Source organism: Proteus sp. MB838, assembly GCF_054767435.1.
In genome coordinates, this window is the sequence record NZ_BAABMO010000004.1 from 99,943 (window position 1) to 115,168 (window position 15,226).

Genomic DNA, 15,226 nt, shown 5'->3' on the forward strand with positions numbered 1-15,226 from the left:
CTATTTTGAGTAATTTATCACTCGACTTTTCACAAAATGAATTTCAACCTCTGGCCGCGAGAATGCGGCCTGAAACATTAGAACAGTATATTGGGCAGAAGCATCTACTCGCTGAAGGTAAACCGCTACCACGGGCGATAAAAGCAGGCCAATTGCATTCAATGATCTTATGGGGACCACCGGGTACAGGAAAAACCACATTAGCTGAAATTATCGGGCGCTATGCCCAAGCGGATATAGAAAGACTTTCTGCGGTGACGTCAGGGATCAAAGAGATCAGGGCCGCCATTGACATAGCGCACCAAAATAGAAATGCGGGGCGTAGAACCATCCTATTTGTTGATGAAGTTCATCGTTTTAATAAAAGCCAACAAGACGCTTTTTTGCCACATATTGAAGATGGCACTATCACTTTTATTGGTGCAACAACGGAAAACCCTTCTTTTGAATTAAATTCGGCACTGTTATCACGTGCACGAGTTTACCTGCTACGCTCATTGACAGAAACAGACATTGAACAGGTATTACAGCAAGCATTAGATGATACTGAACGTGGATTAGGTGGGCGTAATATTATTTTACCTGATAATACACGCAAAATGATTGCTGAATTAGTCAATGGTGATGCGCGCCGTTCACTCAACCTGCTTGAAATGATGGCTGATATGGCAGAAGTCGATAGCCAAGGCAAACGAACACTAACAGCGGAATTACTAAAAGAAATTAGTGGTGAACGTAGCGCCCGTTTTGATAATAAAGGTGATCGATTTTACGATCTTATCTCTGCTTTGCATAAATCAGTACGTGGCTCGGCACCTGATGCAGCTCTTTATTGGTATGCTCGTATCATCACTGCGGGGGGGAGATCCACTGTATGTTGCTCGTCGCTTACTGGCTATTGCTTCAGAAGATGTCGGTAATGCAGATCCGCGTGCTATGCAAGTTGCCATCGCTGCATGGGATTGCTTTACGCGGGTAGGCCCTGCAGAAGGTGAACGTGCGATAGCACAAGCGATTGTTTATCTTGCTTGTGCGCCGAAAAGTAATGCCGTGTATACCGCTTATAAAGCCGCACTGGCAGATGCGAAAAGTAAACCTGATTATGATGTACCTGCACATTTACGTAACGCGCCAACGCAATTAATGAAAGAGATGGGCTTAGGTGCAGAGTATCGCTATGCTCATGATGAACCTAATGCTTATGCGGCAGGAGAGGTCTATTTTCCTGCTGAAATGGCACAAACGCGTTATTATCACCCTGTTAATCGAGGGTTAGAGATCAAGCTTGCTGAGAAATTAGACTGGCTTTCTCAGCAAGATCAAAATAGTGTGACAAAACGCTATCGCAAATTGTAAAGATGCGGTAAGGTTATTCAATCATTAGTAATTTTTTTAACTACCCCTTATCTCAGGTATCTTCGCGATAGGTAAACAAGAGAATGATAGGAGATAAGGTTTTTATTAATCTATCAATAAGCACAGGATAAGCATGCTCGATCCAAATCTACTGCGTAATGAGCTAGACGCGGTCGCCGAAAAACTGGCTCGCAGGGGGTTTACCCTCGATGTGGAAAAAATTCGTCAACAAGAAGAACGCCGTAAGGTGTTACAGGTTGAAACAGAATCCCTGCAAGCAGAACGTAATTCCCGATCGAAGTCTATTGGTGCTGCTAAAGCGCGTGGTGAAGATATTGAGCCACTTCGTCAGGAAGTTAACCAATTAGGTGAAAAACTTGAAGCGGCAAAAGCGGAATTAGATAAACTGCAAGCCGACATTCGTGACTATGCGTTAACTTTACCGAATCTGCCTCATGACTCTGTGCCTAATGGTAAAGATGACAGCGAGAACGTTGAAGTATTTCGTTGGGGTGAACCAAAGACTTATGACTTTGAATTAAAAGATCACGTTACTCTAGGTGAACTCACTGATGGTTTAGATTTCCCATCTGCCGTGAAAATCACCGGTTCACGTTTTGTTGTGATGAAAGGTCAAATTGCACGTTTACATCGCGCGATCGCCCAGTTCATGCTGAACTTGCATACAGAACAACATGGCTATCAAGAAATGTATGTGCCTTATTTAGTTAACCATGCCACTTTATATGGCACAGGACAGTTACCTAAATTCAGTGGTGATTTATTCCATACCAAACCACTTGAAGAAGAGTCTGAAAGCCAATATGCGCTGATCCCAACAGCAGAAGTACCTGTTACCAATATGGTTAGAGACGTTATTCTCGAAGAAGACGAACTACCATTGCGAATGACTGCACATACGCCATGTTTCCGCTCAGAAGCGGGCTCTTATGGTCGTGATACACGTGGTCTGATCCGTATGCACCAATTTGATAAAGTAGAGTTAGTACAAATTGTACATCCTGAAAAATCAATGGATGCATTAGAAGAGCTAACTGGCCATGCAGAGAAAGTGTTGCAATTGCTCAATCTGCCTTACCGTAAAGTGGTACTTTGTACAGGTGATATGGGCTTTGGTGCACGTAAAACCTATGACTTAGAAGTGTGGGTACCGGCACAAAATACCTACCGTGAAATTTCTTCATGCTCTAACTGCTGGGATTTCCAAGCACGCCGTATGCAAGCACGTTTCCGTGCTAAAGGTGACAAGAAAACTCAACTTGTGCACACTTTAAATGGTTCAGGTTTAGCTGTAGGGCGTACTTTAGTCGCCATTATGGAAAACTATCAAACTGCTGATGGTCGTATTGAAATTCCAGAAGTTTTACGTCCTTATATGAATGGCCTTGAGTATATTGGTTAATAAAAACCTAATTACTCAGTGGTTATAATATTAAAACCCCCTACTAAACAGGGGGTTTTTTAATGGTATAAAAAGTATCAAAAGACTAGTGGTGGTAATTTCTATTAACCTTTTAACCTGAGTATAATTTTATTAATGTTTTATATTCTGGCTATATACTAGCTTCAGTATCTAATACCTAAATGAGGTTGAGATAAGTAAGGCAACAAAGAGAAAAATACTTCTATTTTTCTTTCATTTGTCATATCAACAAAATCGTCCATTGCAATTTCTATAAAATCAATGGTGTTATTATCAATAGTGAATTTATACATTAAATGGCCACTCCAACTGCGATGAACATAGACACAGTTTTCTATACTATATGAAAGCCATTTATCTTCCATACATGCAGGTAACCAGCCGTTTAGTATATTTTTTTTAGCATCTTCAGTTAGGGAATAATTAATATGATGAATCAATGGAGTTTTTTCAAAATACTTTAGGTTCTTTAACATTTCTTTATTTATCATTCTTTATTCCACAAATAATAATTGTTATTACAGACTACCTAAATGGACTTAAATGATCAAAAGAAACATATCATTTTTCTCTTTGATACAGATGAAGGGTGACATTATTAATAAATAATAGCAGGTAGTTTTTTACTGATGATTTTTTAATAAAAGAGCGTTTTATTGCTATTAATATTATTTAATAACAGTTATCAGGTGCAGAAAAAACAGATGATTATTAAAAAATTCTTACTAAAATAAGTGAGATTAAATAAAAATATAATGCAATTCGCTATTGGTTAAACTGATCACAGCAGATCATCTCTATACTGCTACATTAAAATTATCGCTCAAGTTAATTTCAATTATCTTATGACTTTTCTATTTATTTAGAACCCTACTAAAGAGCCTATTGTATGATAATTTCTAAACAGCAGTTACACCAATTAATCAAAAATAAGTTACATAATGCAGGACTGAATGAAAACCATGCAGACATTGTTGCCGATGTATTAGTTCATGCTGATGTGAAAGGAATTCATTCCCATGGTGCTGTACGTGTGGAATATTATGCTGAGCGCATTAGTAAGGGAGGAACAAATACGCATCCTAAGTTTACTTATCAAGAGACAGGACCTTGTAGTGCGATTTTTGATGGTGATAATGGTGCTGGACATGTTGCTGCTAAGCAGGCCATGGAGCACGCGATTAATATGGCACAAGAGAAAGGCATTGCTGTTGTTGGGGTTAGACGTATTGGTCATAGTGGGGCGTTATCCTACTTTGTAGAACAAGCCTCTGCATCTGGAATGATTGGTATTTCACTTTGCCAATCGGATCCTATGGTAGTGCCATTTGGTGGATCTGAAGTTTATTATGGCACTAATCCTATCGCTTTTTCAGCCCCGAGTGCAGATGATAAACCTATTACCTTTGATATGGCGACGACGGTGCAGGCATGGGGTAAAATTCTCGATGCGCGGGCTAAACATAGTGACATTCCTGACACATGGGCGGTAGATGAAGCGGGCAAACCAACCTGTGATCCCTTTGCAGTAAAAGGTTTATTACCTATTGCGGGACCAAAAGGGTATGGCTTGATGATGATGGTTGATGTATTGTCTGGCATTTTATTAGGATTACCCTTTGGTAAACATGTTAGCTCTATGTATCATGATTTGACACAAGGTCGTGAATTAGGCCAGCTCCACATTGTGATTAATCCTGCTTTCTTCACTGATGCTGATTTATTTAAAAAACACATTTCTCAAGTAATGGCTGAGCTACATAGTATTAAGCCTGCAATCGGTTTTGAACGGGTATTATATCCTGGGGAAAATAGTCAGCTTGCAGCGCAGCGAAGCGAAAAAGAGGGGATAGAAATCGTTGACGAAATTTATCATTACTTAAATTCTGATGTATTATTTAATCAATCTTATGATAATAAAAATCCATTTGCCAGCTAAGTTATATTAATAAAAAAACAGCCATCCATTAATTAGGTGGCTGTTTTTGGGTTATCCAAAATTATAAAATATTTAACTGACTAATTTACCGATATTCGATTCTGCGGTTTTATTTAAAGAAACTTTATTCCCACCATCACCATTATTGTCATTGTTATCAGTATGGTTATTAGTCATATTACCCATATTTTTCTGATAGAAAATATGGCGATATGATCCATACATTGCAGTAAAAGAGAGTGGAATAGTGATAAATAAGCCTAATCCAAATGGGATAATACTCAAGCCAATAATGATGCTTAACAGCACAAAGAATAGAAAGCCACCAAATAAGTTGTTTTTAACCGCCATAAAACTGGCTTTAACGGCAGGGATAGCTTTATAGTCATTTACTAAAATTAAGGCAGGGGCAAACCAATAAGAGGCAGTACTGATTAAGCTAAAAATGATAATAATGATAGAAGAAAACGTAATTGGTGTCAGGTTATCAGCCAATAAGCCTTGAATATAGTAGGTTGGTGCATCATTAAGAGCGGCTTGAGCAACTTCCATCAATAATGAACCACTGATTAATAGTGCTAAAATAAAGCCTGCTAAGATAATAAGCACACTAATACCATAAGCACCCATGATGCTAAGGTAGCGTTTGTTCTGGAAACCAGAAAATAAATTATCCAGATTTAGCTGACCAGTCTCATATTGCTGATGGGCTATCATCATAAGCCCGGCAACTAATACAGCTGAAATAAACGGGGAGATAATCGGCCCAATAAGTGGGATAAATCCAAGGATAGAAGAGATAATTAAGTTAACAAGAAAGTAAATAATTACAGCGCCTACCCACATAAAAAAGCGCTCTTTAACTAAATCCCAGCCAATACCTAACCACTCGGTTGCCCCTGAAGCACCTCTTTGTAGAGGAACTGGCGTAAACACCTCTTCTGGCTCCGTAAGCGATGAACTATTATCTTGTTCCATTTTTTTCTCTGCCTTAAAAATAATTAATTGTTTATAAATATAACTTTTTATAATTCATATCATATCTTTTTATTTTGTAATTAATCAATACTATTAAACTAAAGAATGCTTAAGGATAATCTTAGAAACTTCTAAATGACCATTAGAATGAGTAACAATTTTATATTGTCATAATTAACTGCAATGGTCGTTATTAAAAATATCTTTATTTGAGGTATGGAAAACAATATTTTTTAATTTAGTGGCTGGCGCTTTCTCAAAAGAACATGCCGCAGGGAGGGGAAAACTTGATGGCAGTTTTACATAAAAAAAGCAGTACATTGTGCACTGCTTTTTAAAATGGGGGTGTATAAAAGCTTAATACATCACTTTATGACCATAAGATGCAATAATTGCTTTAACATTTTCCATCGTCTCTTTTGACGGTGGATGAATACCATCGAGTTTATATTCTTCTCCTAAAGCAACCCATTTATGTTTACCTAATTCGTGGTAAGGGAGAAGCTCGACTTTTTCGATATTTTTCATATCTTTTATAAATTCGCCTAAACGATGAGCAGAATCATCATCATCAGACCAACCGGGCACAACTACGTAACGTATCCAGGTTTTTTGGCCTCGTTTAGCTAAATAGCGGGCGAATTCCAGTGTACGTTGGTTAGAAACACCAACCAGTTTTTGGTGAATGTCATCATTCACTTGTTTTAAATCCAGCATGACTAAATCAGTCACGTCCATTAATTCATCGATGACAGGATCATAACGGCGTACAAAACCGTTAGTATCTAAGCAGGTATGGATATTTTCTTTTTTACAAGCACGGAACCAATCACGTACAAATTCTGCTTGTAAGATAGCTTCACCACCAGAAGCTGTAACGCCACCACCAGAGGCATTCATAAAGTGACGATAAGTCACTGCCTCTTTCATTAATTCATCAACTGTGACGATTTGCCCACCATGAGTATCCCATGTGTCACGGTTGTGACAATAGAGGCATCTCATTAGGCATCCTTGGAAGAAAACAATAAAGCGTATTCCGGGACCGTCAACAGTACCGCAGGATTCAAATGAGTGGATACGACCAAGTACGGACATAACAGGGTTACTCCAAAACTGTCTAGATAAAAAGGCCCCAAAGTAGGGGCCTTTATTCTAAGCGATTTTATCTACTTTCTCAGTAAATAAATGCATGAGTTATCAAATTACATTGTTTGAGTGAATGTACGAGTGATAACGTCTTGTTGCTGCTCTTTAGTTAATGAGTTGAAACGGACTGCATAACCAGAAACACGGATAGTTAATTGAGGATATTTCTCAGGATCTTCCATTGCTTCTAACAGCATTTCACGATTCATTACGTTAACATTCAGATGTTGGCCACCTTCGATATCCGCTTCATGATGGAAGTAACCATCCATCAGACCTGCAAGGTTTGCTTTACGAACATCATCATCTTTACCTAACGCGTTAGGTACGATAGAGAAGGTATAAGAAATACCATCTTTCGCGTAAGCAAATGGCAGTTTAGCAACTGAAGTTAATGAAGCAACCGCACCTTTTTGGTCACGACCGTGCATTGGGTTAGCACCTGGTCCGAATGGTGCGCCAGCACGACGACCGTCTGGAGTGTTACCTGTTTTCTTACCATACACAACGTTTGAAGTGATGGTCAGAATTGACTGAGTTGGCACTGCGTTACGGTAAGTGTGCAGTTTCTGAATTTTCTTCATGAAACGTTCAACTAAGTCACAAGCGATATCATCAACACGAGAGTCGTTGTTACCAAATTGTGGGTATTCACCTTCAATGTTGAAGTCTACGGCTAAACCGTTTTCATCACGGATTGGTGATACTTTTGCATATTTGATAGCAGACAGTGAGTCAGCCGCAACAGATAGACCTGCGATACCACAAGCCATAGTACGGTATACATCACGGTCATGAAGTGCCATCAGTGCTGCTTCATAGCTGTATTTATCGTGCATGTAGTGGATAACATTCAGTGCAGTAACATACTGAGTTGCTAACCAATCCATAAATTGATCCATACGGTTCATCACAGTATCAAAGTCTAACACTTCGTCCATGATAGGTGCGTGTTTTGGACCTACTTGGATTTTCAGTTTCTCATCCACACCACCATTGATGGTATACAGTAAGGTTTTAGCTAAGTTTGCACGAGCACCGAAGAACTGCATTTGTTTACCCACAACCATTGGGCTAACACAACATGCAATTGCATAGTCATCACTGTTGAAGTCAGGACGCATTAAGTCATCATTTTCGTACTGGATTGAAGAAGTATCGATTGAGACTTTAGCTGCATATTTTTTGAAATTAATAGGCAGTTGTTCTGACCATAGGATAGTCATGTTTGGTTCTGGTGAAGGACCCATGGTGTACAGGGTATTTAAGAAACGGAAAGTATTCTTAGTTACCAAAGTACGACCATCTAAACCCATACCACCTAATGATTCTGTTGCCCAGATTGGGTCACCAGAGAATAATTCATCATACTCAGGAGTACGTAAGAAACGAACCATACGTAATTTCATGACTAAGTGGTCAATTAATTCCTGAGCTTGTTCTTCAGTCAACAGACCTGCATCGAGATCACGTTGGATATAGATATCTAAGAAAGTAGATACACGACCGAAGGACATTGCTGCGCCGTTTTGAGATTTAACAGCGGCTAAGTAACCGAAGTAAGTCCATTGTACTGCTTCTTTCGCATTTTGAGCTGGGCGAGAAATATCACAACCATATTTCGCAGCCATTTCTTGGATTTGACCTAATGCAGCGTGCTGCTCTGCGATTTCTTCACGCAGTTGGATAGTCATTTCCAGATCTTCACCTTTTTCCAGTTTTTCTTGTAAAGAGGTGAATTGAGCGAATTTGTCTTTACGTAGGAACTCGATACCGTACAGTGCAACACGACGGTAGTCACCGATGATACGGCCACGACCATAAGCATCTGGCAGACCAGTTAAGATACCTGATTTACGGCATTTTAAGATGTCTGGAGTATAAACATCGAATACACCTTGGTTGTGTGTTTTACGATATTCAGTAAAGATTTTTTTCAGCTCTGGATCTAGCTCACGGTTATAAGCGTGGCAAGAACTTTCAACCATACGGATCCCACCGAATGGGATGATTGCACGTTTTAGAGGTGCATCAGTCTGTAAACCGACGATTTGTTCTAAATCTTTTTCGATATAACCCGCATCGTGTGAAGTGATAGTTGAAGCAACAGAAGTATCAAAATCAACCGGCGCATGAGTGCGGTTTTCAATTTTGATGCCTTCCATAACTTGTTCCCAAAGTGTATCAGTTGCTTTAGTGGAACCTGCTAGGAAAGATTCGTCGCCTTCATATGGAGTATAGTTTTTTTGAATAAAGTCACGAACATTAACATTGTTCTGCCATTCACCTTCAGAAAAACCTTTCCATGCTTCAGCAAATTTTTCATTTAAATCAGACATGATACTTCTACCTTTTTACAATGGAACTTAAGAAATCAGTCATAACTGCACGGATTAATGTTTATCGCCGCGCAGATGCATTAACCAGTATACCAGACCGACTAGGGCTGCTCCGCCGATAATATTACCGATAGTGACTGGCAATAAATTATCAACGAGGAAATTTGATACTGTTAGATTTGAAAATTGTTCTGGTGATGCACCTACTGTAGTCCAGAATTCTGCCGGTGCAAAATTCTTAATTACAATACCTAAAGGAATAAGAAACATGTTAGCGATACTGTGCTCAAAGCCACTCGCCACAAACATACCGATAGGTAAAATAAGTGCAAAGAGTTTATCAATTAAAGTTCGACCTGCATAACTCATCCAAACTGCAAGACAAACCATTAAATTAGCTAAAATACCTAAACAAACTGCTTCAATAAAGGTGTGCTCAACTTTATGCTGTGCAGTTTGTAATACATTCAGACCCCATAACCCATTAGCTGCTGCATATTGACCTGCAAACCACATTAAGGCAACAAAGAACAGGGCGCCAATAAAGTTACCAATATAGACATTTATCCAATTAGCGAACATCTTAGCCCAAGAAATACGTCCTGTCGCTTTAGGAATAATGGTGAGTACAGTTGAAGTGAATAAGTCTGCACCACAAACAACCACGAGCATTAAGCCTAAAGAGAAACAAATTCCTCCAACGAGTTTAGCGAGACCAAATGGAACAGATGCGGTGCCTGTAGTCGCTGTAATATAAAAAACAAACGCAATTGAAATAAACATTCCCGCAGTAAAAGCAGATAAGTAAGTTGTTGGGATATGTTTGTTTGCTTTATAACAACATGCATCATCGGCAACTTTTGCCATATCAGCAGGTGATAATAAATTAAAAGGGCTGTCAGCTTTCATACTAACACTCTCTTATATGTTGGAATAATTATAGCACGCAATAATAGTAGCAAAGGGTCTTACTCCTAAAGTTGATATGGATCATAGTCGCTTATGAGAGACGCAATTTTAGTACGTAAAAACCGGCTAAATTAGCTATAATTATTTGATTAATAATAAGAAAAAATTTTTTAAATTTTATCAAAAAATTTTAGCCTGGCTGGATAAACAAAGTAAAAAGTAAATATAACGTATTATTTATTTCTATTAGCGTTAACAGATAAAAATAAAATTTAACGCTCCATTTACTTTTGCGCTAAATATAAACATTACTTTATTTGTGGGTAATCTAATTGATTACGCCAGCCTTAAAACCATTATAAAAATACGGTTTTTAAATTTTTGAGATCTAGGTAAACAATTAGCAATTTAAACTATATTTTTGTGGTTTTTTTAGATTAAAAAGTTAACCTTATCTTTTTACGTCGTATTTAAAACTTAAAATCGTCACTTTTGACATATTTGACACTTTTGTCATTTGACATAATTGTCATGGTGGCAAAATTGTCGTTATATTTTTTATATATAATAAAACACTCTACTTATTAGTAGAGTGTTTTGATTTTAAACAAAGCGATTATTAATCAGTTAAAAATAATTATTTAATAAATAACCTTAAATAAAATAATGTTATTTATTCGATTGACGTTTTGCTTGTTGTAATTTTTCATACGCGGCTAATAAAGATTGATGAACAGGCAAATTCGCTAATGATGGATCTATGGGTTGCAAGCCATAAAAAGGTTGTTTACCTTCAATTGCATTTAATGCAGCTTGCAGTGTTTCCTCGCCATACATACGAGAAAATGCCTCCATATATTGTGCAGGCTCACGCTCATGCTCTTCACGTAGGAGTAAAAGATTATGCAGGCAACGATAATAATTTTGACGCGCTGGTGTAAATAATGATGCGTTGAAATCTTGTGTCCACTCAACCCAAACTAATGCTTGTTCTAAATCGCCACCAGCGAGTGCTAACATTGATTTTAATTCACCTACACGTAAATGACTCCAACCATTATCTTTACCCGGTGCAATACCAATCATTTCTCTGATACGAGTAAAGTCATCTAAGCCATCTTCATCAAATTGGCCAATAAGTGAGAGGTACTCTTCTTTTGTGCCATGACTTGTTGGTAAAGAAAGAATGGTATCACGCCAATGGACACCCATAATGTTATTGGCTAGTTGCAGATCTTCAGCAGGATAAATATCGGATAAGCCAGGGACTAAAATACGGCAAGCATAAACCCCTAAATGGTCATAATCCATAATATACACTTCTGCATCACATTGCTGGCACAGTGACATTAATGTGTGGAATTCTTCTTCGGTTGAACCACTGAAATCCCAATCAACAAATGGATAGTCTGCATCTTTTTTAAACAGATCCCAACTAATTAAACCACTAGAGTCGATAAAGTGGGTTTCAAGATTAGTGTGGTCACCGACTTCTTCATCATCAAAACTCGGTGGATTGAAAACATCGAGATCTTTAAGGCTACGGCCTTGCAATAACTCAGTAACAGTACGCTCTAATGCCACACCAAAATCGGGGTGAGCACCAAAAGAAGCGAAACAAGTCCCATTTTGTGGGTTAAACAGCACGACGCAAATAACGGGGAATTGTCCCCCTAAAGATGCATCAAAACTAAAAATAGGGAAGCCTTCTTTTTCTAATGTCGTAATAGCTTCAATAACAGCAGGATAACGAGCTAAAACTTCATGGGGGATTTTAGGCAAGCTAATTCTTTCGCTGATAATTCTATTTTTGACATAGCGTTCAAACACTTCAGAAAGCCCTTGCACTCGAGCTTCATTTTTCGTATTTCCTGCTGACATACCATTAGATGCATAAAGATTTGCAATGATATTAACAGGTATATATACAGGTGTTTTATCTGATTGGCGAATAAACGGTAAGGCACAAATACCACGTTCTGAATTACTTGATTGTAAATCAACCAGTTCACTGCCACATAGCTCACCTTCAGGATCGTAAAATTGACGTAAACGTGCATCTAATAAGCCTTCAGGTACAGCATCATCATCTGTCAGTGGAAACCATTTTTCATTTGGGTAATGAACAAACTCACCTTCTGCAATATCAGCACCTAGCCAGAAATCAGAAAAGAAATAATTGGTTGAGAGACGTTCAAAATATTCGCCTAATGCTGAAGCCAATGCTGCTTTTTTAGTAGCACCTTTGCCGTTAGTAAAACATAACGGACAATCTTTATCACGAATATGAACAGACCAAACGTTAGGAACAGGATTTAACCATGAAGCTTCTTCAATGTTAAAACCTAACTGAGTTAATTTTTGCTGAAAGCTAGCGATAGAGTCTTCCAGTGCGGCATCTTTGCCGGGAATAAATGTTTGTGACATGGCAGGTTTCATCAATATTTTACGAGTGATAGTTAGGGGCACATGATACTGAAATCGTCGCTAATGCACTAATTATTTCTCGTGTCGGTTGATTTTAAATAACATTCCTTATCATTAATGCACTAATATATTAGTTCTTTTGATAAATTCGTTCTATTTATCACGGAATTACTGATAATAAATCATCATAATTGGACGCGATTTTATAGACTCATAAGGATTAAAAAATGATAAGAAAAACATTGCTAGCCAGCTTATTAACCGTAATTAGTGGTACCGTTTTTGCTTTACCTAATGTGACAATCCTCGCAACTGGGGGAACCATCGCAGGGGGTGGTGACTCTGCAACTTCTTCAAGCTACACCGCAGGAAAATTAGGCATTGATACATTGATTAATGCCGTACCTGAGGCAAAAAAAGTGGCTAACTTAACAGGCGAGCAAGTGGTTAATATTGGTTCGCAAGATATGAACGACCAAGTGTGGTTAAAACTGGCGAATAAAATTAATACGGATTGTGATAAAACAGACGGCTTTGTGATAACCCATGGTACAGATACGATGGAAGAGACCGCCTATTTTCTTGACTTAACCACAGCATGTAAAAAACCGGTGGTGATGGTAGGGGCAATGCGCCCAGCAACAGCATTAGGTGCTGATGGTCCATTAAACCTCTATAATGCCGTGGTGGTGGCGAGTGATAAAGCATCTGAAAATCGTGGTGTATTAGTTACCATGAATAATTCGGTGATCAGTGGTAAAGATGTTGTCAAAATGAATACGACAGAAGTGCAAGCATTCCAGCCGATTAATGCGGGTGCACAAGGTTATGTTCATGATGGTAAAGTACACTATTACACTGCTGCAACACCACGCGCTGAGAAAGTTGCCTTTGATGTCAGCAAATTAACCGAATTACCAAAAGTAGGTATTGTTTATAACTATGCTAATGCATCTGATTTACCGGCGAAGGCGTTTATAGATAACCACTTTAAAGGTATTGTTAGTGCAGGTGTCGGCAATGGTAACTTGTATTCTGACATCTTAAATACTTTAGCTGATGGTGTAAAAAAAGGTGTTGTTGTGGTTCGTTCAAGTCGTGTTCCGGTTGGATTTACCACACAAAATGGTGAAGTAGATGATGCAAAATATGGCTTTATTGCTTCAGAACGTTTAAATCCACAGAAAGCAAGAGTGTTATTACAGTTATCTTTGACAGAAACACAAGATCCCGCCACGATCCAAGAAAACTTTGAAAAATATTGATTAGTTTTTTTGTTTTTTAGTTAAATCAGAAAACCATCCGCTGATGCATAGCAGATGGTTTTCTTTGTTAAATATTATTTAATTTTGCGTAATTTAGTATAAATTTTGATATCTTCTCTATTGTTTTGAATATTATTCATATTTTTATCGCGAGTGTATAATCGTTCAGTGTTGATAACACCATTATTTATCAGTTGGCTATCCTCACTAATATCTAAAGTTAAGTTTTTCATTTGGCTAATAGTATTTTTGGGTATTAACCCTATGTATGTCTCGCTATAGTTATTGTTATTTTTACCAGTATTAAGCCAATATTGCATGCCAATAGTTCCACTTTCCATATTATAGAAGAAAGACTTATTTTGCAGATCTAAATATCCGCCTCTGGCGAGAATATATCCATGGTTATTAAATGTTGTTTTATTTAGATTAAGTTGTATGGCATTTTTACTACGGTTACTACTTTCTAAACTACCATAATTATAAATAGTAGTATCAGAAGCATTAATAATGATATTTTTAGAAGAGATTAAACCTTGTTTTTTAGGATCACCATTTTTATCACCTAATATTATCTGATTAGGTAGATTGTTTCTTTTTATATTTGAGCGCATGGCGTATTCTTGTTTTAAGATACTTTCACCTTCTTTAATTATTATATCTCTTTTACCTGAGTAAATACTTATATCTCCTTTAGAAGATATAAAGCCGTTTTCTAACTTAATGTTATTAGATATGATATTAAGTTTATTAAAAGAATGACTAGAACTACGGTCATTTTTGTTACTGAATACAATTTTTCCAATATGTTCAATTGATTTTCCACCCCTATATCCTTTATTTATAGGAGCGATAGCTTTTTCTAAGCGGTAGCCGATTAATTCATCATTATTATTATTGATAACAGGTTTCCCTGTTGTTAACGTTTCTTGTAATGTATTCGAAAAACTACAATTATGGCATTCAATACCATTTGGGTTGGCTATAACAACATGAGCTGCATTGCCAGCTACCGCGATATTCCCCGCTAAGAATGACGTTGCTCCATTAACCACTTCATTAATAATAGTCTCAGCGGCAACCTCTTTATTATTTAAAATAATGCCAGCATCAGTTACATCAAATGTATCATATTTATTATGAGAAATACCTTTGGAATTTTTTGGTGCTATTAATATTTCTGCTTGTTTAGGATTAATTTCATTAGGTTTAACTATTGTTGAAGAGTCTTGATTAATAGAAATATGATCAGAATAATATTTATAGTTAGTTTGTTCTACGGCCTGGCATATTGATGGTGTGTATATTACGCCAATTATTATTGCATTTCTTAATTTCATATGTTTACCCTTGTATATTATTTAGGGCTAATTTAGCGATATTAAAAACATAAATAAAGATAGTCAGGTTTAAAAGGCGT

10 protein-coding genes and 1 pseudogene are annotated in these 15,226 nt (G+C 37.5%); 4 read left to right on the top strand and 7 right to left on the bottom strand.

Going from position 1 to position 15,226, the window contains the following annotated elements; translation table 11 throughout:
* Positions 1 to 5 precede the first annotated feature (5 nt).
* Positions 6 to 1,356 (top strand): annotated as a pseudogene (locus tag ACYUCW_RS02995) (replication-associated recombination protein A).
* Between the two features lie 133 nt (positions 1,357 to 1,489).
* On the top strand, positions 1,490 to 2,779 hold the full coding sequence (gene serS / locus ACYUCW_RS03000) for a serine--tRNA ligase (protein WP_004244571.1): 1,290 nt from the start codon (positions 1,490 to 1,492) through the stop codon (positions 2,777 to 2,779).
* A 164-nt stretch (positions 2,780 to 2,943) separates the two neighbouring features.
* Here serS and ACYUCW_RS03005 read toward each other — a convergent pair whose 3' ends face one another.
* The gene (locus ACYUCW_RS03005; RefSeq protein ID WP_049209992.1) at positions 2,944 to 3,291 is read right to left on the bottom strand and encodes a hypothetical protein; all 348 of its coding nucleotides are present in this window, start codon (positions 3,289 to 3,291) and stop codon (positions 2,944 to 2,946) included.
* A 398-nt stretch (positions 3,292 to 3,689) separates the two neighbouring features.
* On the opposite strand from ACYUCW_RS03005, the gene allD reads away from it, so the two are divergent.
* A complete protein-coding gene (gene allD, locus ACYUCW_RS03010; protein WP_004252018.1) occupies positions 3,690 to 4,739 on the top strand; it encodes an ureidoglycolate dehydrogenase in 1,050 nt (349 codons plus the stop codon).
* A gap of 72 nt (positions 4,740 to 4,811) precedes the next feature.
* Here allD and ACYUCW_RS03015 read toward each other — a convergent pair whose 3' ends face one another.
* The 5 genes from ACYUCW_RS03015 to ycaO form a co-directional block, all read right to left on the bottom strand.
* A complete protein-coding gene (locus tag ACYUCW_RS03015) occupies positions 4,812 to 5,717 on the bottom strand; it encodes a BPSS1780 family membrane protein (protein WP_004244574.1) in 906 nt (301 codons plus the stop codon).
* Between the two features lie 357 nt (positions 5,718 to 6,074).
* Positions 6,075 to 6,815: a pyruvate formate lyase 1-activating protein gene (pflA, locus tag ACYUCW_RS03020; protein WP_004244575.1), complete on the bottom strand. Its 741-nt coding sequence runs from the start codon at positions 6,813 to 6,815 to the stop codon at positions 6,075 to 6,077.
* 107 nt (positions 6,816 to 6,922) lie between these two features.
* A complete protein-coding gene (gene pflB / locus ACYUCW_RS03025; RefSeq protein ID WP_004244576.1) occupies positions 6,923 to 9,205 on the bottom strand; it encodes a formate C-acetyltransferase in 2,283 nt (760 codons plus the stop codon).
* 54 nt (positions 9,206 to 9,259) lie between these two features.
* Complete coding sequence (gene focA, locus ACYUCW_RS03030; RefSeq protein WP_460408195.1) at positions 9,260 to 10,114, bottom strand: formate transporter FocA; 855 nt, start codon at positions 10,112 to 10,114, stop codon at positions 9,260 to 9,262.
* Positions 10,115 to 10,783: 669 nt separating this feature from the next.
* Positions 10,784 to 12,541: a 30S ribosomal protein S12 methylthiotransferase accessory factor YcaO gene (gene ycaO, locus ACYUCW_RS03035; RefSeq protein ID WP_049203590.1), complete on the bottom strand. Its 1,758-nt coding sequence runs from the start codon at positions 12,539 to 12,541 to the stop codon at positions 10,784 to 10,786.
* A 227-nt stretch (positions 12,542 to 12,768) separates the two neighbouring features.
* Here ycaO and ansB point away from each other — a divergent pair, with 227 nt between their 5' ends.
* On the top strand, positions 12,769 to 13,806 hold the full coding sequence (gene ansB / locus ACYUCW_RS03040) for an L-asparaginase 2 (RefSeq protein WP_004244579.1): 1,038 nt from the start codon (positions 12,769 to 12,771) through the stop codon (positions 13,804 to 13,806).
* 74 nt (positions 13,807 to 13,880) lie between these two features.
* Here ansB and ACYUCW_RS03045 read toward each other — a convergent pair whose 3' ends face one another.
* Complete coding sequence (locus tag ACYUCW_RS03045) at positions 13,881 to 15,146, bottom strand: two-partner secretion domain-containing protein (protein ID WP_049209993.1); 1,266 nt, start codon at positions 15,144 to 15,146, stop codon at positions 13,881 to 13,883.
* Positions 15,147 to 15,226: the final 80 nt, after the last annotated feature.